Origin of the sequence: Alteromonas naphthalenivorans, assembly GCF_000213655.1 — a bacterium.
Lineage (GTDB): Bacteria > Pseudomonadota > Gammaproteobacteria > Enterobacterales > Alteromonadaceae > Alteromonas > Alteromonas naphthalenivorans.
This window is the reverse complement of the sequence record NC_015554.1, coordinates 2,781,786-2,805,853: the sequence shown is the minus strand read 5'-3', so window position 1 is coordinate 2,805,853 and position 24,068 is coordinate 2,781,786. Positions and strand designations below refer to the sequence as shown.

The following is a 24,068-nucleotide window of genomic DNA, read 5'->3' as shown; positions in this document are numbered from 1 at the left end:
TAAATTGTCGTTGTAATCGAGGCGCCAGTTGCATATAGTTGATACTTAAGTATCTATAACTATACCTATAATGGTGCCTTTATGCTAAATCGTCTTCAAGAGTCGGATATCAAATTGTTACGTGTGTTTTATGCGGTAGCAAGTTGTAATGGTTTTACTGCTGCAGAACCTGTGTTGCGCATGCAACGTCCAAATATCAGTGCTGCAATTAAGAAGCTTGAAGAACGTTTAGATTTGGTATTATGCCACCGCGGTCGTGGTGGCTTTCAAATGACAAAAGAAGGCGAAGTGGTTTTCCAAGAAACCAAGCGTATTTTCAACGCCTTCGATAATTTTGTGTTTAATTTGAAATCATTGCACGACGACTACTCAGGTCACATTACGCTCGTGCTTATGGCTGGTCTGCCGCTTTCTATGCATTTAGCGGTGAGTAAAGCCGTTAAAAGCACGATGAAAAAATTTGATGATATCCACGTGAATATCCAAACACGTTTATACAATGAAGTAGAGCATGTTGCCTTATCCGGTGAATGTCATTTGGTGGTATCGACCTACGATATGGTAAAACCCGAATCTGTGACTTTTCATCCTATAGGGATCACCACAGATGGGCGTTTATATTGTTCACCTACACACCCGTTAGCTAAATATCGTGATACTGCGGCACTGCCTGAAAATATAAAAATTGAAGACTATCCGGCCATTGGTATCTCTGGTTTATCTTCAGCAAACTACATCGATAATGAGTCTCGTCTTGCTATTCAAACCTTTTCAGACTCCTTCGACGCTGCAATGTCTGCCATCATGACAGGTGAGTATATTGGTTTGTTGCCTGACTACATGGCAAAAGAGCAGGGCGCAGCGCTAGGGCTAGTACCTATCGCCAATGGCAGCTTGTATAACTTTAGCCACGATCTATTTGTAATGAATGGCAAGAACACACGATTGAACCCAGTGTTACGACACTGCATCAAAGAGCTCACTTACTTTATAGCTGAAAGTCAAAAGTAGGTTAGGTACGCAAATTAAGTATGAAAACGCCTTGTGAAAACAGGGCGTTTTTCGTTTCAACCAAAAAGGAATGGTTTATCTTCTTCTTAGTTAAATTAGTGTCGTTCTTTTTCGGAACGTATTTATGCTTTTCACTGCATCATTATTTTGATGTACCAGTAGTGTTGGCCGCTGCTTTTACGGGTTTAGTAGGCAGTTTTTGGCATTGGCCTAAAAAGTATGGCAATCACCCTCAAGCCGCTATTTATGCTGGCGCTTTCGCTGGTATGTGTTCAAGTGCAATTATCACGGGGTGGGAAGCGCTATTATTTATTTCTGTGGTAGGGGCTGGCGTCTATACCCTAACGCGCAATATTTTCGAAGGTTTTGGTGGTCGGCTAGGGGCTATTGCATTTACCGCAGTCAGTAGCCTTATTTTTCTAAGGGCGTTGTTTTGACGGAATTATTAGTTGTTATCACTACCCTTGCCGGCGCGTTCACCACTTACCGGTTAGCCAAGCTGCCAAGGTTTAATGTAATTCGAGCGTCCAGTTTACTCACTATTGTATTTTACTTTTCAGTGCTACTTATTCACAGCGTACTAATAAGTGAAACTCGTTCACCCGATGCGGCTGAATTTTGGGCCACGGTGTTTTTCGGAGGTAGTTTTGTAGGTATGAGCGCACCACATCGTTTTTCGTATTACTTGCTAACTATTTCGTCGTTATGTTTTGCCGTCATTTTTATGGTGTTGCTGCCATTGCTAGATGGAATTGGTGGTGCACTGGGGTGTAGTGCTTTTATTTCAGTGGCCATAAGCCACTCACTTCGCGTAACGGTGAATAAGCTAAAAGGCGCCTGAGTAGGCGCCAAATCGATTATTCGTAGCTAAGTGGGTCAGTGCAGTGATTCTCTCTGAACGCCTCTAAGCGCTCTTCACAGGCCCCGCATTTGCCGCAAGCTTTCTCTCTTCCGTTATAACACGTCCACGTTTCGCCGTAGTCTAAGCCCATTTTCAACCCGTCGGTTAAAATCGCTGTTTTGCTGTCTTTAATATAAGGCGTCACAATCTCTACCGGGGTGTAGTTGGCAATGCGACAAACATCACTCATCTTTTCCACAAACTCAGGACGGCAGTCTGGGTAAATAGCATGATCGCCCGAATGCGCGCCATAATACACTTCGTTTGCTTCTAAACTTACGGCATAGCCCACGGCTAACGACAGCAAAATCATATTACGATTAGGCACGACCGTTTGCTTCATGCTAGGTTCTTCGTAATGCCCTTCTGGTACATCGATATCAGAGGTTAGCGATGAGCCACCTATTAAGCTATTAATAGCACTGATATCCACAATTTTGTGGGGCACGTTTAACGATTTACACACTGCTGCCGCATAATCTAATTCTTTCTTATGGCGCTGACCATAATCAAAAGAAAGGGCGTGAACGGTCTTACCATCACGTAAGGCTTTGTGTAAAACAGTGAATGAGTCCATTCCACCTGAATAGATAACAACAACGTTTTCTGACATAGTTTTAAAGTTTTGAGAAATTATGCCCGAATTTTATGTGATCCTTGGTAAAATCGAAACATACAATCGTTAAAGGGTGACATTTTGTCGAAATTAATCACGCTGAACATCAATGAAATGTTCGAAACCATCCAAGGGGAAGGGGCACATACTGGTATCCCGTCTATCTTTGTTCGCTTACAAGGATGTCCTGTGGGTTGCCCATGGTGCGATACCAAACATACTTGGACGCTGGATAACGCCTTGGTAACCACGGCACAACAAGTTATTGATAAGACCAACGAGTCTGAGCACTTTTTTGAAATTGATGAAAACAAGCTATTGTCGCTATTTTCTGAACAAGGTTATGTGGCAAAGCATGTGGTTATCACCGGCGGTGAGCCTTGTATGTATGACTTGCGCCCACTTACCACGTTGCTACACAACAATGGCTTTTCTACTCAAATAGAAACCAGCGGTACTTATGAAGTGTTGTGTGATGATAGAACTTATGTGACGGTATCACCTAAAATTAATATGAAAGGGGGCATGCCAGTTTTGCTGAGTGCCCTTGAGCGCGCGAATGAAATAAAACACCCTATTGCCATGCAAAAACACATTGATGAGTTAGATGCGCTGCTAGCCGATGTCTCTTCGTTAGCAGGTAAGCAGGTTTGTTTACAGCCGATAAGTCAGCAACCAAGGGCGACCGAACTTGCAGTACAAACCTGCATAGCCCGTAATTGGCGACTATCCTTACAAACACATAAATATATTGGTATAGAATAAATTACATAAGCGTGAGCAAAGGAGTTCGATAATGGCGTTGAAGTATGTAAAAACGGCACTGCTTTTGTGTTCGTTGCTTGTAGCAACACAAAGTGCCGCGGCATTGTGGACAATTAACTACCCTAAACCGCTAGATGACTCTGACGCTCGCGCCGAATACCCCATTGCTTTGCTTAAACTGGCCCTTGATAAAACGGGTGTAAATTACGAGTTATTACCATCAGATCGCATTCTTTTGTCTTCAAAGGCATTGCGACAACTGCGTGAAAATCGTGAAGTGAACGTGGTGTGGAGCATGACGGACAGCCAACGTGAAAAAGACCTTCTCCCTATTCGAATTCCCATTGCGAAAGGACTCATTGGTCTTCGGGTATTTGTTATCAATGTAGACAGGGAAGCGGAGTTTGCACGGGTTTCATCAAAAAATGAATTAATGAACTTCACACCATTACAAGGTGAAGAATGGCCAGACACTAAAATACTACAAGCTAATGGCTTTAATGTTGCCACAGTGCCGAATTTCAAAGATGCCTATTCGTTATTGCTTCAAAACAAAGGGGATTTCTTTCCTCGCTCGGTTATTGAGGTATCAGCTGAACTTGAAGGGCGATCGGCATCACTTAAATTAGAGCCCGATATGGCACTTTATTACCCAACTGCCATGTACTATTTCGTTAATAAGAGTAACCCAACGTTAGCACGCCTAATTGAAACAGGATTGAATCGTGCAATTGAGGACGGCTCTTTTGAAGCGTTATTTAAATCTTCGAATGAAGCAATTTTAGAAGAGTTAGACATCAAAAACAGACGAATCTATACGCTTGATAACCCCTTATTACCGCCTGAAACACCGTTAGCCGACGAGCGGCTTTGGTACGTAATTGAACAGTAAAGTAGGGCTTACAATTCGCTCTAGATTTTATCTACAGCCCTTATAGAACATACATATAACTCATAAAAAAACGCGGCAAGAGCCGCGTTTTTTATTTAAAAGTTCAGGTGACTAGAATTAGTCAGAGGCACCTGAATGCACGTCTTTCATTGAACGACCTGAAGGATCGGCATTGTTCTTAAAGCTTTCATCCCACTCAAGCGCTTCAACCGTACTACAGGCAATAGATTTGCCACTAGGTACACAACGGGCAGCGCTTTCTTGCGGGAAGTAACCTTCGAAGATAGTACGGTAGTAGTAACCTTCTTTGGTATCTGGTGTGTTCACTGGGAAGCGGAACTCAGCAGAAGCAAATTGTTGGTCAGATACTTCGTTCTCAACGAAATCACGGATAGAATCAATCCAAGAATAGCCTACGCCATCACCGAACTGTTCTTTTTGACGCCATAGCACTTCAGCAGGCAGAGTATCGCCGTTGTCGAACGCTTTACGTAAAATCCATTTTTCCATTTTACCATCAAGACACATTTTATCTTGTGGGTTTAAGCGCATGGCCACGTCGATAAAGTTTTTATCTAGGAATGGAACACGGGCTTCAACACCCCATGCTGAAGTTGCCTTGTTCGCACGAGCACAATCGAACAAGTGAAGACGATCTAGTTTACGTACTGTTTCTTCGTGGAATTCTTTCGCATTTGGTGCTTTGTGGAAGTACAAGTACCCACCAAAAATTTCATCGGCGCCTTCACCAGACAATACCATTTTAATGCCCATGGCTTTAATCTTACGGGTCATTAAATACATTGGCGTTGCCGCACGAATGGTGGTGGTGTCATAAGTTTCTAGGTGGAAAATCACGTCACGAATGGCATCAAGGCCTTCTTGTATGGTGAAGTGAATTTCGTGGTGTACCGTACCAATCATATCAGCCACTTTCTTCGCAGCTTTCAAATCGGGTGCACCTTCAAGGCCTACCGCGAAGCTATGTAGGCGAGGCCACCATGCTTCTGTTTTATCTTCGTCTTCAACACGTTTAGCAACATATTTTGCCGCAATCGCAGAGACTAATGATGAGTCAAGACCACCCGATAACAATACCGCATAAGGTACGTCAGACATCATGTGAGATTTCACTGATTTTTCAAACGCTACACGTAAATCGTCAAGATTAGTGGTGTTGTCTTTTACTGCATCGTATTCCATCCAATCACGTTTGTAGTATTTCGTGATCTGACCGTCTTTACTCCAAAGATAATGCCCAGGAGGAAATTCGCTAATGGTTTTACAAATAGGCGCTAACGCTTTCATTTCTGAAGCAACGTAGAAGTTGCCATGCTCATCGTAACCTGTGTATAGAGGAATAATACCCATATGGTCACGAGCAATTAGATAAGCATCTTGTTCTTCGTCATAAAGCACAAACGAGAACATGCCTTCTAATTCATCAACAAAACTCACACCTTTTTGTTGAAAAAGCGGAAGAATAACTTCGCAATCTGAGCGAGTTTTAAATGGATAAGGTTCTGCTAAATCGTCAGCAAGTTGCTTGTGATTATAAATTTCGCCATTGACGGCTAAAACTTGTTTGCCATTTTGGCTGATAAGCGGCTGAGCGCCGGTGTCCACATCAACAATAGCCAATCTTTCGTGACAAAGAATGGTATTGTCATTATTCCAGATTCCCGACCAGTCAGGGCCACGGTGGCGCAATAATTTTGTTAATTCGAGGGCTTGGGTTCTGAGTTCAGACACATCGGTTTTGATATCAAGGATACCGAAAATACCACACATAAAACGGATTCTCTCTGTTCACTTGTTGAAAAATAATTGAGGTTTTTTCTGTCGGGTACTCGCGAACGAGTTGGCGAAGGTATTGTTGTTTTTTTTAATCGCGCTTTCGCATGCCTTGAATGTGCCAGTCTGACAGGAAATTGCAAGTACAATATGATGAGAAAATGGAAATTATTATTCCAAAACACGATGTTCTTTAGTGAAAGCATCGCTGCTGTTAGTGTCATTAACTAAGATGTCGCACAAATACTAGGCAGTATACAAGTTTCACCTCCTGTGTTTATATCAAAATTTATTTTATAACTCTTTGATTTTATAGTTTTTATATTTGTATCTCTTTGCGTTCTTTGGGCGCATAATCTGCCGGTTTTTTCAACACCTGGTAAAGGGTATGCAATTTTCAAACGACCGAGTTTCGGTATATGTTATTCCTGATGTAGATAGCCTTCAAATGGACGCGAGTGTTCAGGGTTCACGCTATCGTGATGCCATGCACATTGAAGTGACAGGCGGTGAAGCTTGGCTTTTTGAGTATGGTGTGGTGGTTTTTTGGGGTGTCGTAGAAGAGGAGCGTGTAGCCTTGCTAAATAGGTTACAGGTTAGCCCTAAGTTGTTGTCTGGTATTCATCAAGAGCATCTGCAATTTGCATTTACTAGTGATGTACTTAGATTGCAACGGGACTTAATTACGCTCTCGATTGACGATCCATTACTTCGGTTATCAATCAGCCACGGATTAGCGCAATCAATAAAGCTCAATGAATACGAGCATAAAGCGCAAGATACTATTACGCGCTATGCGTATTTGCCAAAAGCGTTGGCCGAAACAGGCAAGATAACGTTACGTCGACCCGCATTGGCGAAAATCCGCGGGCATTTATTTAGCACAAAGAGCGACATCTTTTTGCACTATGGGTTGCTTGATACACCCGAGTTCTTTTGGGAATATCCAGAATATGAACATGCTTATAATGCCACGGCGCGATACTTAGATATCCGCCCCAGGGTAGATGTGCTTTCGAACAAGCTGAATGTTATTCATGAGTTGTTCGAGATGTTAGCTGAAGAGCTAAATCATAAACATTCATCGTTTTTGGAATGGATAATTATAATCTTGATTGCGTTTGAAATAGCGACGTTTGGCGCTGAAGAGCTCAAAGGGTTGTTTATGTAAATGGTTGTGCTTAGTGCCATATAAGGGCCATATAAGGGCCATACGACGAGAGTATATGCCGTAAAGCACCTGATCTAGTACTAACAAAAAGCCCTGTCTTAACAGGGCTTTCAACGTAAATTCACACTTTTATTTTAGAATACGGGTTAATCTTGGCGTTGGAATTCACTGGTTTCTTTCCACGAAGGCCATTGTTCAGCGTTAGCTACGTTAAAACCTACATCAAACAACAGTTGGGTATCCTCCACAATGCCGCTCAAATCCCAATCGTCACGGTATTGGTCGCACACTTGATGGTAGCAACCCGTTACTATGACATTCATACGCTTACGATATTTGGCGGTTGCTTCGTCTGCGGGTTCATCTCCGCCTTCGGCATACAATGCAGGTACACCTTTTTTCGCGAAGCTGAAGTGATCGGAGCGATAATAGTAGCCAGCTTCAGGGCGATCTTCTTGAGTAAGCGTTCTGCCTTGCTTATCAGCAGCGGTTTTAAGGTAATCCTCTAAGTCTGACTTACCCATGCCTACCACGGCGACGTTCTTAGTTTTACCTAACACGTTCATGGCATCCATATTGATATTGGCAACCGTATCTTCCAGTGGGATGACGGCGTTGTCTGCGTAGTATTTGCTGCCTAATAAACCTTGTTCCTCAGCGGTAACTACTAAAAACGATACAGAACGCTTCGGTGCAATATCTAAGTTGGCGTAGGCTTTTGCCATAGCCAAAATAGCAGCACTTCCTGTGGCGTTATCGTGGGCACCATTGTAGATATTGTCGCCTTCTTTAGTTTCATCTTTTCCTAGATGATCCCAGTGCGCGGTGTAAATAACATGCTCGTTGGGTAGCTCTGAGCCAGGTAGTGTGGCAATAACATTGTGGCTTTGTGATTTTTTAAATGTATTTTGCACGGTTACCGAAGCATTGATATCCATCGCTTTATGATAAGGCCCAAGCTTGGCTTGATTCTTTTCGTCTTGAAAATTAAAACCTGCATCAGCAAATACTTTTTCTGCGGCACTTAAGGTTAGCCAGCCTTCAATGGCAACACGGCTAGCGCCTTGGTCTTTTGATACTAATCCATACTGGGGACCACTCCAGCTATTCGCCACTACTGACCAACCATAAGAGGCTGGAGCCGTTTCGTGAACAATGAGTGCGCCGGCAGCACCTTGGCGGCTAGCTTCTTCGTATTTGTAACTCCAGCGACCATAGTAGGTCATCGTTGTACCTTGGAACTTCCCACTTTCAGGGTTTTCGAAGCCTGGGTCATTCACCAATATCACGACGGTTTTGCCAGTAACATCTAAGCCTTCATAATCGTTCCAGTCGTATTCTGGTGCGTTAACGCCGTAGCCCACAAACACAAGTTCTGAGTTTTCAAGTGAAACGGTTTCTTGCTCACGCTTAGATGAAGCAACCATGTCTTCTTTATACGCAAAGCTATTATCACCAATTGTCATGGTCATTTCAGGGTTAGCGGTAATTTCCATTAACGCGACTTCTTGAAGGTAGCTGTCGCCATTACCCGGTGACAATCCCGCTTTTTCAAACTCACGGGTGAGATAATCCAGTGTTTTTGTTTCACCGGTAGTGGTGGGCAAACGACCTTCAAATTCATCAGATGACAGTATTTTTAATGGTTCGCGAATATCTGCATCTGAAATGCTGGCGTAAACTGCGTCGAAATTAGTCGCGATATTCTTTTTTTGAGTTTGAGTTTGAGTTTCAGGCTGCGTCGTGTCGTTTTCAGGCGCGCTATTGGGGCTGCAAGCACTTACCGCTGATACGGCAGTTACCAGCAAAGGCAAAAACATTTTTTTCATTGTTAGTCTCTGTTTGCTCTACAATACCGCCCAGTATAGAGAAAACCTTAAGACGAACCAATATTAAGTATGCCAATACCTGTTACTCCTTGGTGTAAACACCATATTCAAGATAATGCGTCTTTACCAGTACATACGCTGTTGAAAGAATTCATGTTGTTAGACGACACTGATTTTCCTAGTGCTACAAGGCTTAATCTTTTGCGTGAAGCGTTTCAACCGCAATGGCAGGGCCCTTTGTTTATTGCGCAAGGAGAGCTTGATAAGCGAACGGCTAACAGCTGTGACAAAAGTACAGAAAATGACAGCCGTTACTATGAAGAAATTATCGCGTGCGACAACTGCGTACCTACGCGGGGAAATAGCTGGCATGATTTGTTCAATGCCCTTATCTGGATCCAATTTCCCGCGACAAAAGCGTTACTGAATACGCTACACATGCAAGATATTGCGCACCATGGCACACACCCAAGAACCGAGCGACGAAACCGCATTACGCATTTTGACGAATGCGGCGTAGTACTGGCGCTTGAGGAAGGCGACGCGAGTAAATCAAACATGTTGCTAAATACGTTAGCCCAACATCAATGGCAGGATAGTTTTTTAACCCATAGGCACGAGTGGGGAACCCACATAACCCCCTTTATTTTCGGGCATGCAAACCTTGAGATGATGCTCTCGTCTTTTATCGGACTTACGGGGAAGTGGTTGGCAGTGAGTGTGCCTAAAGGGTTTAGCGAGATGAATAAATGGGAACAGCGACAAGAGGTAGATAAATCATTGGTAAAACGTATCACTGAGCTTGATGCGTTTAACAAATCTCCGCTATTAAAACCTATTCCTTTGCTTGGCATACCAGGGTGGTACGAAAACCAAGATGAAGCTTTTTATAACAATAGCGAGTACTTTAGGCCTATAAGGGCGGGAGCGAAACCTTCTATTCAGCTACCGCTTTTCGACATAACGACGGTTTGAACTCACTTCTTACACCAAGCTTAGGTGTAAGAAGCGCGTTGCAAGTGGTATAGCATACTAGATAAGCGCGAACACCCCCCAAATACCGTAAATCACGACGTATGGCGCAGAAGCAATAATTGCCGCCTTTTTCGTAGAGAATGAGGTCCATTGGGTAATGCCTACCATAGTGAGGTAGATAGTCCAAAACAACTCAACACGAATAGCTTGAGCAAATGCAAACCATGGTGATGTCATTTCGACACCGAGTAGGTAAGAAAGTGACAGTGGAGCAAGTATTGCCGGTGATATTTGATGATCGCCCGCAAACATAATAAGTGCCGCCGCGATAAGGCCTGTTACTACGTAAGGCATAGATACCCACCAGGTAAAACCATACCAATCTGTAAAGCCGAAAACATGACTGTCATCACTGCGTGTCGTTAAATTCAAATAAACAGCAAAAATAGCGTTAACGATAGTAAGAGCAAAGAATGCGCCTACTAATTGGGAAAGCATGAGGGTGTTTCTGGTGAAAAAGGCGCGCATTTGGTCTTCTTCTGCTGGGCTCATGGCATCTTGGGCTGCAATATTAATATTTGCAAACCATTCGATATCAACGAAGTTAACGTATAGATATTGAGCCGCTAACGTGATCATCATAACAATAAGAAAGGGGAACCAACTCCAGTTGTTTTTTTCACCGACGGCTTTAAACACGCCATTAGGCCGAAAAAATATATCATTACACGCTTGAAAGGGGTTTGATACCGAATGCATCCGTTGCTCCGAGATAAAATATTATATTAGTTTTGTTTAGGTTACTGATATACCAAGGCTAAGTACAGGAGCGGGTTAAAGAACTGTACCTCTTTTTAGTAAAAACTTGTGTCGAGAGCCTAGCTGAGAAACTCAACTGTACTTACAGCAATGCCAAAAACGTAAAAAGGCCAGTATTACATACTGGCCTTTTGATAACGTCATCTATTGGATAGCTACTACTTAGTAATAGCGGTTTATCGTTACTGACTTAAATACGTTAAGTTCAATAAACACAGCACGATAGCGCTATACAGTAACGAGATAGGTAGCCCTATTCGTATAAAGTGGCTAAATTTATAATTAGCCGCATTAAACACCAATAAGTTCGTTTGATATCCAAACGGCGAAATAAAGCTAGCACTTGCCGCAAAGGCAACCGCTAAGGCGAATGGCATAAGCGGTGCGCCTATTATTTCAACCAGCCCATATGCGAAGGGGAACATGAGCGCCGCTGCTGCGTTGTTGGTCACAAATTCGGTTAATAGTAGGGTAGTAAAATACACTACAATTAACGCAATAAACCAATTGGTGTCGGCTAAGTAGGGAATCAATTGCGCAGTAGAAATGGCAATAACGCCCGACGACTCTAATGAGGTGGCTAAGCTTAATGCTCCAACAATAACAATAATAAGGTTCAGCGGTAAATTACGCTTCATCTCACCGTTGTTCGTTACCTTTGAGCCAATCAATACGGCCGCCAAAAACAACAGCCCGATTGCGAGTGAAATAATATCTGCCGCGGCTAATGTCACAACGGTAAGGAAACCGCCAAGGGTTATCCATTCCTGTCGGTTGGTAAGCGGGCGAGAGATTTTTTGCTCAGACAATATAAAGAAGTTCTTACTTAAATTTTGTCGCGTATTGAAATCTGGGCCAGCGGCAAGTAATAGGAAATCACCTGCTTTAAGTTTTATTTCACCGAGCTTGCCTGATAGCTGCTCGCCATCACGGCGAATAGCCACTACGGCTGAATCGAACAAAGCCCTAAAACCGAGGTTTTTTATGGTTTGTCCAATAATTTGAGCGCGGTTTGCTACCACCACTTCGGTTAAGCTTTCACGCAAAATGCCATCGGTTTCGGCAAAGGTGGTTAACCCTTTTATGTGGCTTAAGTTATCAAGCTTTTGCACATTGCCGGTAAAGATAAGTTTATCGTTTTCAGCAATCACTAGGTCGGGGCCTACGGGAGAAATAAGGTTCCCGTCACGAACCACTTCAACCAAAAATAATTCAGGTAAGTTACGAAGGTGGTTTTGCTCAACGGTTTTGCCAATGAGTTCTGAACCCGAATTTACTTTCGCTTCTACCATGTACTCTTGGTAGTTGTCATTCTTGTTCGCAATATTAGGTAGTAATGGTGTAAGCAAAAACATCAGTACGCCGCAGCTTAAACCGGCTACTAGCCCATATAGCGTGAAGTCAAAAAAGTTAAACCCAGGATGACCATGCTCTTGCAAGAAACTATCTACAATTAAGTTGGTGGAGGTACCAATTAGGGTGACTGTTCCACCGAGTATGGCGGCATAGGAAAGCGGAATAAGTAAGCGCGAAGCAGGGTGATATTGATTCTGCTTAATAGGGCCTATAAGGCTGGCCACAATAGCCGTATTGTTTAATAGCGCTGAAGAAATGAAGGTGAGTGAAAACAATTTCCAATATGATTTAGAAAAGCTCGTACTCACTAGCTTTCTACCAATACGCTTTATTAACGCAGTTTTATCAATTGCACTGCTGACTAGCAGTAGCAAGACAAGGGTTATTAACCCTTTGTTGGTTAAGTTCAGCAAAATGTCGTCAAGCGACAACTGCTGAGATACCAATAGTAATAACACGGCGCCTGAAAAAACAGTAGACGGGCGCTGATTTGAAAAAATCAGCGCAAAAATCGTGCTGGCGAAAATCGCCAGCACGATAAACTGGTTAATATCCATATATTTTCCAGTCCTGCTTTTACAGCTTGCTAATGTCCACAGCGCTCCAATGAGGGAAGTGCTTACGTACTAGTGCATTAAACTCTAATTCAAACTCTGAGAAGTCTGGAGAAGCGTGTTGTGCATCTTTAGCAAGTTCATCAATGATCATACCTGCACCAACAGTACTGTTAGTCATGCGATCAATAACGATGAAAGAACCAGTAGGGCGATTACGCTTGTACGGGTCGCACGCTACGGTTTGGGTAAATTTCACATCTACCACACCAATTTCATTCAAGTTAAGGTGCATCGCGTCTTTTTCTTCAAGGGTGTTCACATCAATTTGGTTATCGATATGAGACACAACACCTGTTGTTGACTTGGTCGCAAACTTAAACAAGAACTGCTTGTTTGGCATAAGTGGCTCTTCGTCCATCCATACCAAATGTGTTTTAAATTGAGTAGAAAGTAGCGGCAAGTTACCTGACTTAACAATCATGTCGCCACGTGAAATATCAATTTCATCTTCCAGCGTAAGAGTAACCGCTTGAGGTACGTAAGCACGCTCTTGGTCGCCTTCAAAAGTCACAATCGATTTTACTTTCGACGTTTTTCCAGAAGGAAGAGCAGTTACTTCGTCGCCTGGTTCAATTTGACCAGATACCACCGTACCGGCAAACCCACGAAAATCTAGGTTAGGGCGGTTCACGTACTGAACAGGGAAACGGAAATCATCATGATTATCGTCTTCACCAATTTTTGTGTTCTCTAGCATCTGCATAAGCGGAATACCATCGAACCATGGTGTGTGTTCGCTCACGTTTACTACGTTATCACCTTCAAGTGCAGAAAGTGGTACGAATTGAATATCTGGAATATCCAATTGCTCTGAAAACTTCAGATAGTCTTGCTTAATCTGGTTGTACACTTCTTCAGAGTAATCCATCAAGTCCATTTTGTTGATAGCAACAATAACGTGCTTAATACCTAACAAAGATACTAGGAATGAGTGACGTTTAGTCTGTACTTTTACACCGCCACGGGCGTCAACAAGTATGATGGCAAGGTCGCATGTAGATGCGCCAGTTACCATGTTACGTGTGTACTGCTCATGTCCTGGAGTATCAGCAATAATAAACTTACGCTTATCAGTAGAGAAGTAGCGGTACGCTACGTCAATCGTAATACCTTGCTCACGTTCTGACTGAAGGCCATCAACCAATAAGGCTAAATCGACTTTCTCACCAGTAGTACCTGACTTTTTGCTGTCTTTAGTAATGGCAGCAAGTTGGTCTTCATAAATCATTTTTGAGTCATGAAGTAGGCGACCGATTAGGGTACTTTTACCGTCATCTACACTTCCGCATGTAAGGAAACGTAGCATGTCTTTTTGTTCGTGTTGCTCAAGGTAAGACAGTATGTCTTGCTTTAATAAATTGTTTTCGTTGTTCATGTTATGCGCTCACAAGGAAAAAGGGGTTTAACACAGACTCTTTTTGGTTGTAAGTAAGAGCGTCGGCGTTGTCATTTAACGGATCGTTCGGGTCTAGCACAGTTACATTGGCACCTGCGGCTAGGGCTACAGCATGGGCGGCGCCTGTGTCCCACTCAGATGTTGGGCCTAAGCGAGGATAAAGGTGAGCTTCACCTTCAGCCACTAGGCATAACTTTAATGAACTACCCATGGCCACTAATTCAGTTTCACCCTCTAGTTGAGACAGTAAATTTTGAATTTCGGGGCTTTGGTGAGAGCGGCTACCTACTATTTTCCATACTTCAGCACCATCGTGCTTGCGTGCAGAAATAGCAGTAAATTCGCCGTCTACTTCAGTCCATGCGCCTTCACCCACAATACCTACATAGCTTTTGTTAAGTGCCGGTGCGTACACCACACCCATGGTAGGTTTGCCGTCTTCAATTAACGCGATGTTCACTGTAAATTCACCATTCTTTTTAATGAATTCTTTCGTGCCGTCAAGCGGATCAACAAGCCAATAAGACTGCCATTGTTTGCGCTCATCCCATGAAATGTCTGCCGACTCTTCCGATAAAATAGGAAGGTCAGATTCTTTTCCAAGGGCATCAACAATTACGTTGTGCGCCGCTAAGTCAGCTTCGGTTAGCGGGCTAGTATCTTGTTTTTCGTAAATAGCGAAATCTTTATCGTAAATCGCCATTATCTTATCGCCTGCTTCTTTAGCAATGCGAAGAATGGTTTGTGCCAGTGTATTAGTCATTGTATTAGCCTGGGCCATTACACAAGTCCTTTTTCTTGCAGTAACGCATATAAGCGTTCAGCAGTTTGCTCTGCAGGTTCATCTTGATACGTTAAATGTATCTCAGGCTTTTCCGGTGCTTCATAAGCAGAGTCGATACCAGTGAAATCTTTAATCTCACCGCTACGCGCTTTTTTATAAAGCCCTTTCGGGTCGCGCTTTTCACACACTTCGATAGGTGTGTCGATAAACACTTCAACGAACTCACCGTCTTCTAAAAGGCCACGGCAATAGTCGCGATCCGCTTTAAAAGGAGAGATGAACGCTGTTAATACCAGCGTGCCAGAATCGACAAATAGTTTTGCTACTTCACTGATTCTGCGAATGTTTTCTACACGGTCTTTATCGCTAAAGCCCAAGTCGCCACATAAGCCATGACGCACATTGTCACCATCTAATAGGTAAGTGTGCTTAGCTTGCTCGTGAAACTTCTTCTCAAGCAAGTTGGCCAGAGTTGACTTACCAGAACCACTTAGGCCGGTAAGCCAGAACACGCGAGGCGATTGATTCAGCTTTGCAGCGCGGGTGGTTTTATTCACCTCATGCTTGTGCCAAACAACGTTGTCGGTGGCCATTAGAAATACCCTTCCATTTTCTTCTTCTCCATAGAGCCAGAGCTATCGTGATCGATCACGCGGCCTTGACGCTCAGAGGTTTTAGTCAGTAGCATTTCTTGAATAACTTCTGGCAAGGTAGCCGCAGTAGATTCAACAGCACCCGTTAGTGGGTAGCAACCTAGCGTACGGAAACGTACTGAACGCATTTCAGGCGTTTCGCCTTCGTTCATTGGCATACGTTCGTCATCAACCATAATCAATACACCATCACGCTCTACAACAGGGCGAGGCTTCGATAAGTAAAGCTGAGGAATGTCGATGTTTTCTAGGTAAATGTACTGCCAGATATCAAGCTCAGTCCAGTTAGACATAGGGAATACACGAATGCTTTCACCTGGGTTAACTTGAGAGTTGTAGATGTTCCAAAGCTCAGGACGTTGGTTTTTAGGATCCCAACGGTGGTTGCTATCACGAAATGAGTAAACACGCTCTTTCGCACGAGATTTCTCTTCGTCACGACGTGCACCACCAAAGGCAGCATCAAACTTATATTTGTTTAATGCTTGCTTAAGTGCAGCAGTTTTCATGATATCAGTGTGCTTTGCTGAACCATGTGAGAACGGGCCTACGCCTTGTTCAACACCTTCTTCATTAATGTGTACTAGCAAATCGAAACCATGTTTCTTGGCTTGCTGGTCACGAAACTCAATCATTTCCTGGAATTTCCACGTAGTGTCTACGTGAAGCAATGGAAATGGAATTTTACCAGGGGCAAAAGCTTTGCGCGCTAAATGCAACAACACCGAAGAGTCTTTTCCAACAGAATAAAGCATTACCGGATTATCAAATTCCGCAGCAACTTCACGGAAAATTTGAATACTCTCGGCTTCGAGTTGTTTCAGATGCGTAACAGACGGGATACTTGCAGTCATTTTCGAGTCCGATTTATGTTATATAAGATTAAGTTATATACGAGTTATTTTTATGCATAGAACAATAACACATTTATTTACTAATGTAGTATGCGATTTAGCTATTTAAAATAGCTGCCTTATTCCAAGAAATAAAACTGTCATACAATTTTGGCATAAGCGCCGAATTTTCAGTCAAAGGTCGCCGGTGTTACATACTCTAATTGTCAGAAAATAGTGCAATTGTTAACGGGTGAAACCTACAAAAAAGCCCCGTAAAACGGGGCTTTAAATAACTGTCTATCGACTATTTATGCGATTCAAGTTTCTTTTGAAAGACATCGAAGGTTTCAAGCACACCCTCACGAGGCGAGCCTGATTTGCTTAAGATTAGAATGGTCAGACTAGATAGAATGAACCCAGGAACAATTTCGTACATCCAGCTACCTAACGATTCTCCGTTAATAGTCACGGGTAGGTAAATCCAGAGTAATACGGTAACCGCACCCACAATCATGCCGCCGAGAGCAGCACGACGGGTCATTTCGCGTTTAAATAGGCTGAATAATACCAGTGGTCCAAAAGCGGCTCCGAAGCCAGCCCACGCATTACTGACTAAATCTAGAATACTGCTGTCTCTGTCGTAAGCTAAGAAGATTGCAACAAGGGCGACCGCCACCACGCTAACGCGACCGGCAATAACCAATTCCTTATCAGATGCATCACGTCGAACAAAAGTCTGGTAAAAATCGCTAGTTAATGAACTTGATGTTACTAATAGCTGAGATGAAATAGTACTCATGATGGCAGCGAGAATAGCTGCTAGCAAGAAGCCACCAATTAGTGGGTGGAAGAGGATTTGAGATAAGTAAATAAAGACAGTCTCAGGGTCAATATTATTCCCATTGCCCGTCACATAGGCTAGGCCAAACAAGCCGGTCATTAGCGCGCCAATAATAGAAACTATCATCCAACTCATACCAATTCTTCGTGCCGTTGGAATATCTTCTACAGAGCGAATCGCCATAAAACGCACAATAATATGTGGCTGTCCGAAATAACCAACACCCCAAGACATCAAAGATATGATACCGATTACCGAGATAGCCTCATTGGTAGATGCATCCATAAAAGCATTGAATAGGGCAGGGTTAATAGTATCAAGTGCATCAATAGAAGCGCCTATACCACCTAATTCAGTGATGACCACAGCAGGCACGAGTATTAGCGATATAAACATAATACAGCCTTGCACGAAGTCAGTCATACTGACTGCCATAAAACCACCTACCAGTGTGTAAGCAACTACTACGCCTGCGGTAACATACAAACCGGTTTCGTAGGAAAGACCGAATGAGGTCTCAAATAGCTTTCCACCCGCGACTACCCCTGAAGAGGTATAAAGGGTAAAAAAAATAACAATAACAACCGAGGCAATAACACGAAGTAATCGAGAGTTGTCAGCAAAGCGGTTTTCAAAATAATCAGGAAGAGTAATAGAGTTATTCGCAACCTCGGTATAAACCCTTAGACGAGGTGCAACCAAGATGTAATTAGCTAATGCGCCTAGTACAAGGCCAACGGCAATCCACGCCGCGGAAAGGCCTGAAACATACATTGCTCCGGGAAGACCCATGAGCATCCACCCGCTCATATCTGATGCACCGGCTGATAATGCAGTGACGGCTGGACCGAGTTGCCGGCCACCTAACATGTAACCTTCTACATTAGTATCTGTTTGGCGGTAAGCGAAAAGACCGATACCCAGCATGACAGCAAAATAGAGTCCCAATGAAATGATCGTACCCGTAGCCATATAAATTCCCTATGTTTTTTCATGCAATGCTACCATCAATAGCAAAGACTCTCTACGTAAGTCATTAACCTTGCATATGTTGGATACGTGCAAACCCCGATAAAGTTTTCTAAATGTAGAAACCTATCAAGGCCGAAATGGACGTTGATTTTATATGTTTTCATTCAAATAAGCGGGGAACGACATGGTTTCTATCTTACCTCTGCCGGTACTTTTAGCGCGATAGAGTAAATTGTCGCATGCCTTAATAATCTTATTGATATTACGCTCGCCTTTTACCTGAATGACGCCGGCAGAAAAGCTAGCACTGAAAGTGGACTCAGTTGCTGACCAATTCTTATTGCTCTCTAACGATTTTTTTATGTCTTCAAGCAAGGCATTCGCGTTTTCTTCTGTTGTATCGTGCAAATATAACAAAAACTCTTCACCGCCATAGCGGCAGAACTTATCTGTCTTTCTAATACGCTGGCGAACAACTTGCCCAAATTTTGTTAGTACTTCATCCCCAACCACATGACCATATCTGTCATTGACTTGTTTAAAGTGGTCTAAGTCGATGAGCACTAAACAAGATGCAATTTTGTTGGACATAGGTTTTGCGATTTCTTTAAACATAGCACGTCGAAAAAGAGCGCCTGTTAGCTCGTCAATTTCACTGGCTTGAGCACGCGAACGCTGTTCACGCCAAAACCAGAAAAGTAAAAACGTCGACATCAGGGCAGCTAACGCAAAAGTGAGGGCTTGGAATCGCTCCGCTTTTAACTTTAAGGTTTGTTTGTCTTTTAGTCGTGCCATTTCTTGCAACTTGTTAATGGTGATGTCTCGTTGCAACGGTGAATCGATACTTAACTCATCCAAGTGTATATATGCTCTATTGGGCTGGCTTTTCAGAAAATCGTACTGATGCTGGTGGTAAAGCGCTTTCTTAAAATGGCCTCTTAACGTAAATAAATCTCTAAGGAGGGTATGCTTGTTTAGTAAAATAGACCTACTGTAGGAAGAACGCTTAGCTTGTGAGTCAAAATCCGACGTTAACAAATTCATGGCCTCTTCGAAATTAGCGTCGCTGCCTTCAAGGGCCAAATAAGTTGCTTTAAGAACAGATAATACGGGCACTAAATTTATATTAGTGGGAAGTGTAGTGCCCTCAAAGTGAGATAAGTTTTCAGTTAGCGCGGCTATTTTCTCACGATCGCCCTGTTTATCTCTGTGAAGGTAAACACTGACTTTTAACCATAAACTGAATAGCGTTTGTTGAACACTTCGATTTTCGTTAGAAACTTGCTCAGCCTCCTCCACCAATGTGAAAGCATCGTCGAATCTTTGTAAGTGGTTTAGACTATTGATAATTCCAACATATACGTAGGACGTCGCAATGTCATGTTCGTGGCTATCTTCTATGACGAACCTCTGGTGTGCGACTGCACGACTATAAACATTCAGATTAGTGTAAGCATCGGCGAGCCATGAATGCGCCATTCTTTTATTAAGTGCAGTTTCTAGGTTGTACTCTTTATCAAAATGTTTCAAGAAAGGCAGTGCATATTCAATTTCCACGACTGCTTTCATTTGATTTATTTCGGAATATTCCATCGCAAGCCAGATGCTTGCAATGGCGACCGCATGATGATTTGTGGTTTTTAAGGCTTCTTGTTTGAGCGAATAGAGTAGGGGAATACTATATTCTAAACGTTCACTCGTTTCTAAATGCGCATTCGCAGTTTTATACATAATAAAGACGGCTTTTAAAGCAAAATACCGGCTTACATTAATATTCTTGAGATACGCCCAATCAGCTGGCGATGCTTCCTCAACCAAATTTAAGGGAAGTTTTGAATCTGGAGTAGATAGGGAACTGTCTAAGTGATAAAGAACGGTTTTGATTACCTTGCCAATCTCTGATGAATCCTGTTGAATTCCGCTCTTTTCAACCAGAGTAATGATCTCATCGTTACTCATCCCAGAAGAGCTGTTCCACATGTACATAACAGTGTTGACAAGATTGCCTAATTGGCGAAACTTTTCTTCTTCGATTTGAAAGTTATTAGCAACCGCATTAACTGAAGTAAGAGAGAGCAGGACTGCGAAAAAACAGAGGCGTGTCTTCTGAAAAAAGAAGTAGAAAAGAGGGGAAGCCGCACTACTAAAGCGTATATTCATAGGGTAATACTCGTTTTCTTATCTACTCTAGACGGGCGCTAGGAAAGAAAAACGACACCAAATGTTATTATTATTAGACAATAGTATAAAGTAAACTGCGCAGTGTTTAAATATACTGGGCCAGATAACTATATTTTATCTTATACTTAAGTATAGAAAATCGGCCGCAAGGGCCGATTGAAAAAGGTGGGTATAGTGGATACCGTTAAGCTATTCAACCTAAGCTAAAACAGCCAAAGCTAAAATAGAATAAGCTAAGCAGAAAAGTGAATTCTGTCGGTAATGGCTTTTTTCATTTCAGTTAAGTCAGCGTCTTTATTACCAACCACCATAATATTGGCGTGATGCATTTTTATGCTTTCGCCATGATATTGCTTGTCTTCAAACTCAGCCGGTACTCTCACATCACCGCGCTCGGGCACGATAAACACTGACATTTTCCCTTGCGGGGTATCAACAATAAGATGCAAACTTCTTACCGTACTTAAGTGGCAGTAGTTAACCACTTCAACATCACCAATCATGTCTGTAAAACTGCCACCAAAACTGGCTAGTTTTGCATTAACTTGCTCTAAATCTACTGGCAATAACGTATGCGCTCGCTCAGTCTCTGCGTATTGCATGTGAGCAAGTGCCTGCCCGCCAATACTAACCGGCTGGTGATACCACATAGTAAAACCTATCCCCACCGTAAAGGCAATACTAGCGGCCATAGCCACATACCAGCGACTACGCTTCTGGTAGCTTGCAAATTCGTTCGCCGATTGCTGCCAAATAAGTTTGTGCTTTAAATCTTCAGGCACGTCTACTTTTACAGCTTGTTTTAACTGCTTATCGAATTGCTTTTGTTCGTTCCAGAATTTACGTTTGTTTTCATCAGCTTTCGCTGCGGCGATAACATCACTGTCAGTGGTTTCTGGATCGGCGTAAATTCGACGCCTAAATTCTAATTCATCCATTTGCCTGACCTCTCTGTTCATTTTGCCTTTCTAACGCCTCTCTCAATTGGTTTCTTGCTCGAAATAATCGTGTCATCACGGTATTCTTATTTAAATTCAGTTGCTGTGATATTTCATCACCACTAAAGCCAAATATAAGCTGCAAGACAAGGGGCTCACGATATTCGTCGCTTAGTCCGCCTAACAAACGATGTAGCTCTCTGTCTTGTACATCGCCTTCTGCGTCTTGGGTTTCGTCATGCACCGACACATCATCGATATCGACAGTATCAAATTGCTTACGTTCGAAACGACGTGCATTTTCACGGCGCAATATGGTAATTAACCATGATTTGGCCGCTTTTTCATCGTTGAGTGAGTCGAGTGAGCGCCATGCTCTTAAAAAGGTTTCTTGCACAATATCTTCCGCAACCGAGCGGTCTTTAACCAGCCAGTATGCATAGCGGAATATATCTGCGTGAAACGCATTGACGAGCGCTTCGTATCGTTTGTGTTTTGCTTTCATGTTGGATAAGACCTGACTACTTCCAGATCTATTTCGTGCAAACATAAAAAATCCGACATTTTTTAATTTAATTAATTATGACACAAAAAAGCAGCCAGAAGGTTTATCCTTAAGGCTGCTTTAAGTTTCATTGCTAGAGGTTATTAAATTGCGTAGAAAGCGGATTTAATAACAAACGCGTCTAATGTTAGAACCCGTTTAATTTTGAAATACACAACTAGCTAACTTTTTTACTGGCTATCCAATTGTTGATATTTTCTTCTAAAATTGAAAGCGGAACAGGGCCATGTTTAAGTACTTCATCATGGAAACCGGCCCAGTCGAAATTATCACCTAGCTCAGTCATGGCTTTTTCTCGTAGCTCCATAATTTTAAGCTTACCAATCATGTAGGCTGTGGCTTGGCCCGGCATGGCGATATAACGCTCGATTGCTTTTTGTGCATCGTATTCTGGGTTAGGCGTGTTTTCAACTAAATAGGTCACCGCTTCTTCACGGCTCCACTTTTTAGCATGAATACCGGTATCAACAACCAGTCGGCATGCACGCCATAATTCCATCGCAAGTCGGCCAAAGTCAGAGTATGGGTCTTGATAAAAACCCATGTCTTTAGCAAGCTCTTCGGAATATAGCCCCCATCCTTCGGTATACGCGGTAAAGCTTAGGAATTTTTGGAACTGAGGTACACCTTCAAGTTCTTGTGCAATGGCGCGCTGCATGTGATGGCCAGGAATGCCTTCATGGTACGCCAATGCTTCTAATTGATAAGTTGGCATTGCGCTCATGTCGTAAAGGTTTGCGTAGTAGGTACCTGGGCGGCTGCCATCTTGCGCAGGGCTTTGGTAAAAAGCCTTTCCTGCTGATTGCTCACGGAACGCCTCAACACGCTTAACTACCATAGGGGCTTTGGGAAGAATGCCGAAGTAATCTGGAAGTGCTTCGCGCATGTCGTCAATGGCTTTCGTTGCGTCATCTAAATATTGCTGACGTCCGGCTTCAGTGGCAGGAAGATAAAATTGTTCATCTTCACGCATAAATACGAAAAACTCTTGCAATGTGCCTTCAAATTCCACCTTTTTCATAATATCGCGCATAGCTGTATGAATACGTTCAACGTTCTCAAGGCCTATCTGATGCACTTCATCGGCAGTTAAATCAGTGGTAGTAAACCAGTTTAAGCGGTTCTGATACCACTTATCGCCATCAGGCAAGCGCCATACACCGTCACCTTCAGGGGTAATGGTTTTTTGATGTTCTAATTCTTGAATAAAGTCTTTGTAAGCCGGCATTACAGACGTAACTAGCGCGGCTTTCGCTTCACCTAGTAGGGTGGTTTTTTCTACATCATCAAGCTCAAGGTTATCGACCTTTGTATTGAAATCTTCCCAAATAGTGGAGGGGGTATCACTGGTATCAAACGGTGCGCCAGTAACCACATTTTGTGATGCTGCAATCATTTGCTCATAAGCCCAAGCAGGGGGAAATACGCCTGCTTGCTCACGTAGCTTCATCTGCTCGATAACTTGTTTAAAATATTCGCTCACATTGTCTAGACGGCTAATGTAGGCTTGTGCGTCTTCTTTGCTTTTTACACCATGAATATTAATTAAGAAGCTAGGCACTTGGGTATGGGCGGCACGAAATTGGTGTACTACATAGCTGTGATGACGAAATTCATCGTTAGCTAAATCTCTTTCAATACCCAATTTATATAAACGAAGGCTTAATTTTTCTTGCTCGCTCAGCTTAGTTGTATCGAAACTTTCAATAGTTTCAAGGCGATTTTTTGCTTTGGCAATGTCTTTTTCTTTTTGCTCTTCAGAAACATCATTCCACTTATCATAGTCCCACTTGATGCCTAGGTAGCTTTGAAACATAGGCGAGCTTTTGAGATCTTCTTCGAAAGTGCGTTCAAAAAAAGCATTAACTCGTGCTGAATCAGTTTGGCTTTCAGTTTCTACTGCTGGCGGCGGTTGTTGAGTGGTTTGGCTTGTTTCAGGGGCGGGTGAACATGCCATTAGCCCAAGCATTGCAATAGCAATTGGTGATAACGATAGCAGTGGTGTTTTCATGAATTCTCCTGGTTAGGTGGTCGCGGTAGTATTGCTACCGTCTATTTTTTAGCTTTCTCTTTAAATTCGTACTCCTAGCACGAGTTAATGCCTATTGTTAAGGCACTCGTGCCAAGCAGTCCAAGTAAAGCGCCTTTCCTGTGCG

At 42.8% G+C, this 24,068-nt stretch carries 21 protein-coding genes; 7 read left to right on the top strand and 14 right to left on the bottom strand.

Annotated elements, in window-relative coordinates; translation table 11 throughout:
- The first annotated feature begins 81 nt into the window (after window positions 1–81).
- The 3 genes from AMBT_RS12285 to AMBT_RS12275 are packed head-to-tail and all read left to right on the top strand — an operon-like array spanning window position 82 to window position 1,852.
- Window positions 82–1,011, top strand: coding sequence for a LysR family transcriptional regulator (locus AMBT_RS12285; protein WP_013784950.1), 930 nt, complete (start codon window positions 82–84; stop codon window positions 1,009–1,011).
- Window positions 1,012–1,031: 20 nt separating this feature from the next.
- Window positions 1,032–1,448, top strand: a complete 417-nt coding sequence (locus tag AMBT_RS12280; protein WP_013784949.1) for a hypothetical protein — start codon at window positions 1,032–1,034, stop codon at window positions 1,446–1,448.
- Window positions 1,445–1,852: a hypothetical protein gene (locus AMBT_RS12275; protein ID WP_013784948.1), complete on the top strand. Its 408-nt coding sequence runs from the start codon at window positions 1,445–1,447 to the stop codon at window positions 1,850–1,852. Before AMBT_RS12280 ends, AMBT_RS12275 begins: the two co-directional genes overlap by 4 nt.
- A 16-nt stretch (window positions 1,853–1,868) precedes the next feature.
- On the opposite strand, the gene queC is transcribed toward AMBT_RS12275, so the two are convergent.
- A complete protein-coding gene (queC, locus tag AMBT_RS12270; protein WP_013784947.1) occupies window positions 1,869–2,525 on the bottom strand; it encodes a 7-cyano-7-deazaguanine synthase QueC in 657 nt (218 codons plus the stop codon).
- Window positions 2,526–2,642: 117 nt separating this feature from the next.
- On the opposite strand from queC, the gene queE reads away from it, so the two are divergent.
- Window positions 2,643–3,293, top strand: coding sequence for a 7-carboxy-7-deazaguanine synthase QueE (queE, locus tag AMBT_RS12265; protein ID WP_041452970.1), 651 nt, complete (start codon window positions 2,643–2,645; stop codon window positions 3,291–3,293).
- A 31-nt stretch (window positions 3,294–3,324) separates the two neighbouring features.
- Entirely contained in the window at window positions 3,325–4,185 is an 861-nt protein-coding gene (locus AMBT_RS12260; protein WP_013784945.1) for a type 2 periplasmic-binding domain-containing protein, read from the top strand.
- A gap of 117 nt (window positions 4,186–4,302) precedes the next feature.
- Here AMBT_RS12260 and asnB read toward each other — a convergent pair whose 3' ends face one another.
- Window positions 4,303–5,976 carry an asparagine synthase B gene (asnB, locus tag AMBT_RS12255; RefSeq protein WP_013784944.1) on the bottom strand — a complete coding sequence of 558 codons (1,674 nt, stop codon included), beginning with the start codon at window positions 5,974–5,976 and terminating at the stop codon, window positions 4,303–4,305.
- Window positions 5,977–6,367: 391 nt separating this feature from the next.
- Here asnB and AMBT_RS12250 point away from each other — a divergent pair, with 391 nt between their 5' ends.
- Window positions 6,368–7,150, top strand: coding sequence for an RMD1 family protein (locus AMBT_RS12250; protein WP_013784943.1), 783 nt, complete (start codon window positions 6,368–6,370; stop codon window positions 7,148–7,150).
- A 146-nt stretch (window positions 7,151–7,296) separates the two neighbouring features.
- Here the strand turns inward: AMBT_RS12250 and AMBT_RS12245 are convergent, their stop codons facing one another.
- The gene (locus AMBT_RS12245; protein WP_013784942.1) at window positions 7,297–8,979 is read right to left on the bottom strand and encodes a M28 family metallopeptidase; all 1,683 of its coding nucleotides are present in this window, start codon (window positions 8,977–8,979) and stop codon (window positions 7,297–7,299) included.
- Window positions 8,980–9,048: 69 nt separating this feature from the next.
- Here AMBT_RS12245 and AMBT_RS12240 point away from each other — a divergent pair, with 69 nt between their 5' ends.
- Complete coding sequence (locus AMBT_RS12240) at window positions 9,049–9,954, top strand: DUF3025 domain-containing protein (protein WP_013784941.1); 906 nt, start codon at window positions 9,049–9,051, stop codon at window positions 9,952–9,954.
- Between the two features lie 57 nt (window positions 9,955–10,011).
- On the opposite strand, the gene AMBT_RS12235 is transcribed toward AMBT_RS12240, so the two are convergent.
- The 11 genes from AMBT_RS12235 to AMBT_RS12185 form a co-directional block, all read right to left on the bottom strand.
- Window positions 10,012–10,713: a YIP1 family protein gene (locus AMBT_RS12235; protein WP_013784940.1), complete on the bottom strand. Its 702-nt coding sequence runs from the start codon at window positions 10,711–10,713 to the stop codon at window positions 10,012–10,014.
- A gap of 242 nt (window positions 10,714–10,955) precedes the next feature.
- Window positions 10,956–12,686, bottom strand: a complete 1,731-nt coding sequence (locus AMBT_RS12230) for an SLC13 family permease (RefSeq protein ID WP_013784939.1) — start codon at window positions 12,684–12,686, stop codon at window positions 10,956–10,958.
- Between the two features lie 19 nt (window positions 12,687–12,705).
- Entirely contained in the window at window positions 12,706–14,121 is a 1,416-nt protein-coding gene (gene cysN / locus AMBT_RS12225) for a sulfate adenylyltransferase subunit CysN (protein WP_013784938.1), read from the bottom strand.
- Window position 14,122: 1 nt separating this feature from the next.
- Complete coding sequence (gene cysQ / locus AMBT_RS12220) at window positions 14,123–14,923, bottom strand: 3'(2'),5'-bisphosphate nucleotidase CysQ (protein ID WP_013784937.1); 801 nt, start codon at window positions 14,921–14,923, stop codon at window positions 14,123–14,125.
- Window positions 14,923–15,519 carry an adenylyl-sulfate kinase gene (cysC, locus tag AMBT_RS12215; RefSeq protein ID WP_013784936.1) on the bottom strand — a complete coding sequence of 199 codons (597 nt, stop codon included), beginning with the start codon at window positions 15,517–15,519 and terminating at the stop codon, window positions 14,923–14,925. Before cysC ends, cysQ begins: the two co-directional genes overlap by 1 nt.
- Window positions 15,519–16,433: a sulfate adenylyltransferase subunit CysD gene (gene cysD, locus AMBT_RS12210; RefSeq protein WP_013784935.1), complete on the bottom strand. Its 915-nt coding sequence runs from the start codon at window positions 16,431–16,433 to the stop codon at window positions 15,519–15,521. Before cysD ends, cysC begins: the two co-directional genes overlap by 1 nt.
- Window positions 16,434–16,719: 286 nt before the next feature.
- A complete protein-coding gene (putP, locus tag AMBT_RS12205; RefSeq protein WP_013784934.1) occupies window positions 16,720–18,228 on the bottom strand; it encodes a sodium/proline symporter PutP in 1,509 nt (502 codons plus the stop codon).
- Window positions 18,229–18,378: 150 nt separating this feature from the next.
- Window positions 18,379–20,187 carry a GGDEF domain-containing protein gene (locus AMBT_RS21930; RefSeq protein WP_158306772.1) on the bottom strand — a complete coding sequence of 603 codons (1,809 nt, stop codon included), beginning with the start codon at window positions 20,185–20,187 and terminating at the stop codon, window positions 18,379–18,381.
- A 455-nt stretch (window positions 20,188–20,642) separates the two neighbouring features.
- Window positions 20,643–21,347: a DUF3379 family protein gene (locus tag AMBT_RS12195; RefSeq protein ID WP_013784932.1), complete on the bottom strand. Its 705-nt coding sequence runs from the start codon at window positions 21,345–21,347 to the stop codon at window positions 20,643–20,645.
- A complete protein-coding gene (locus tag AMBT_RS12190; protein ID WP_041452566.1) occupies window positions 21,340–21,897 on the bottom strand; it encodes a sigma-70 family RNA polymerase sigma factor in 558 nt (185 codons plus the stop codon). Before AMBT_RS12190 ends, AMBT_RS12195 begins: the two co-directional genes overlap by 8 nt.
- Window positions 21,898–22,069: 172 nt before the next feature.
- Window positions 22,070–23,923, bottom strand: a complete 1,854-nt coding sequence (locus AMBT_RS12185; RefSeq protein ID WP_013784930.1) for a DUF885 domain-containing protein — start codon at window positions 23,921–23,923, stop codon at window positions 22,070–22,072.
- Between the last annotated feature and the right edge of the window lie 145 nt (window positions 23,924–24,068).

Excerpts from the sequence above, each read along its gene's own strand:
- AMBT_RS12245 (WP_013784942.1), bottom strand. The coding sequence starts at position 8,979 with ATGAAAAAAATGTTTTTGCCTTTGCTGGTAACTGCCGTATCAGCGGTA.
- cysC (WP_013784936.1), bottom strand. The coding sequence starts at position 15,519 with ATGGCCACCGACAACGTTGTTTGGCACAAGCATGAGGTGAATAAAACC.
- AMBT_RS12280 (WP_013784949.1), top strand. The coding sequence starts at position 1,032 with ATGAAAACGCCTTGTGAAAACAGGGCGTTTTTCGTTTCAACCAAAAAG.
- AMBT_RS21930 (WP_158306772.1), bottom strand. The coding sequence starts at position 20,187 with ATGAGTAACGATGAGATCATTACTCTGGTTGAAAAGAGCGGAATTCAA.
- queC (WP_013784947.1), bottom strand. The coding sequence starts at position 2,525 with ATGTCAGAAAACGTTGTTGTTATCTATTCAGGTGGAATGGACTCATTC.
- AMBT_RS12260 (WP_013784945.1), top strand. The coding sequence starts at position 3,325 with ATGGCGTTGAAGTATGTAAAAACGGCACTGCTTTTGTGTTCGTTGCTT.
- AMBT_RS12190 (WP_041452566.1), bottom strand. The coding sequence starts at position 21,897 with ATGTTTGCACGAAATAGATCTGGAAGTAGTCAGGTCTTATCCAACATG.
- asnB (WP_013784944.1), bottom strand. The coding sequence starts at position 5,976 with ATGTGTGGTATTTTCGGTATCCTTGATATCAAAACCGATGTGTCTGAA.
- AMBT_RS12240 (WP_013784941.1), top strand. The coding sequence starts at position 9,049 with ATGCCAATACCTGTTACTCCTTGGTGTAAACACCATATTCAAGATAAT.
- cysQ (WP_013784937.1), bottom strand. The coding sequence starts at position 14,923 with ATGGCCCAGGCTAATACAATGACTAATACACTGGCACAAACCATTCTT.
- cysN (WP_013784938.1), bottom strand. The coding sequence starts at position 14,121 with ATGAACAACGAAAACAATTTATTAAAGCAAGACATACTGTCTTACCTT.
- AMBT_RS12230 (WP_013784939.1), bottom strand. The coding sequence starts at position 12,686 with ATGGATATTAACCAGTTTATCGTGCTGGCGATTTTCGCCAGCACGATT.
- AMBT_RS12195 (WP_013784932.1), bottom strand. The coding sequence starts at position 21,347 with ATGGATGAATTAGAATTTAGGCGTCGAATTTACGCCGATCCAGAAACC.
- putP (WP_013784934.1), bottom strand. The coding sequence starts at position 18,228 with ATGGCTACGGGTACGATCATTTCATTGGGACTCTATTTTGCTGTCATG.
- cysD (WP_013784935.1), bottom strand. The coding sequence starts at position 16,433 with ATGACTGCAAGTATCCCGTCTGTTACGCATCTGAAACAACTCGAAGCC.
- AMBT_RS12235 (WP_013784940.1), bottom strand. The coding sequence starts at position 10,713 with ATGCATTCGGTATCAAACCCCTTTCAAGCGTGTAATGATATATTTTTT.
- AMBT_RS12285 (WP_013784950.1), top strand. The coding sequence starts at position 82 with ATGCTAAATCGTCTTCAAGAGTCGGATATCAAATTGTTACGTGTGTTT.
- AMBT_RS12185 (WP_013784930.1), bottom strand. The coding sequence starts at position 23,923 with ATGAAAACACCACTGCTATCGTTATCACCAATTGCTATTGCAATGCTT.
- queE (WP_041452970.1), top strand. The coding sequence starts at position 2,643 with ATGTTCGAAACCATCCAAGGGGAAGGGGCACATACTGGTATCCCGTCT.
- AMBT_RS12250 (WP_013784943.1), top strand. The coding sequence starts at position 6,368 with ATGCAATTTTCAAACGACCGAGTTTCGGTATATGTTATTCCTGATGTA.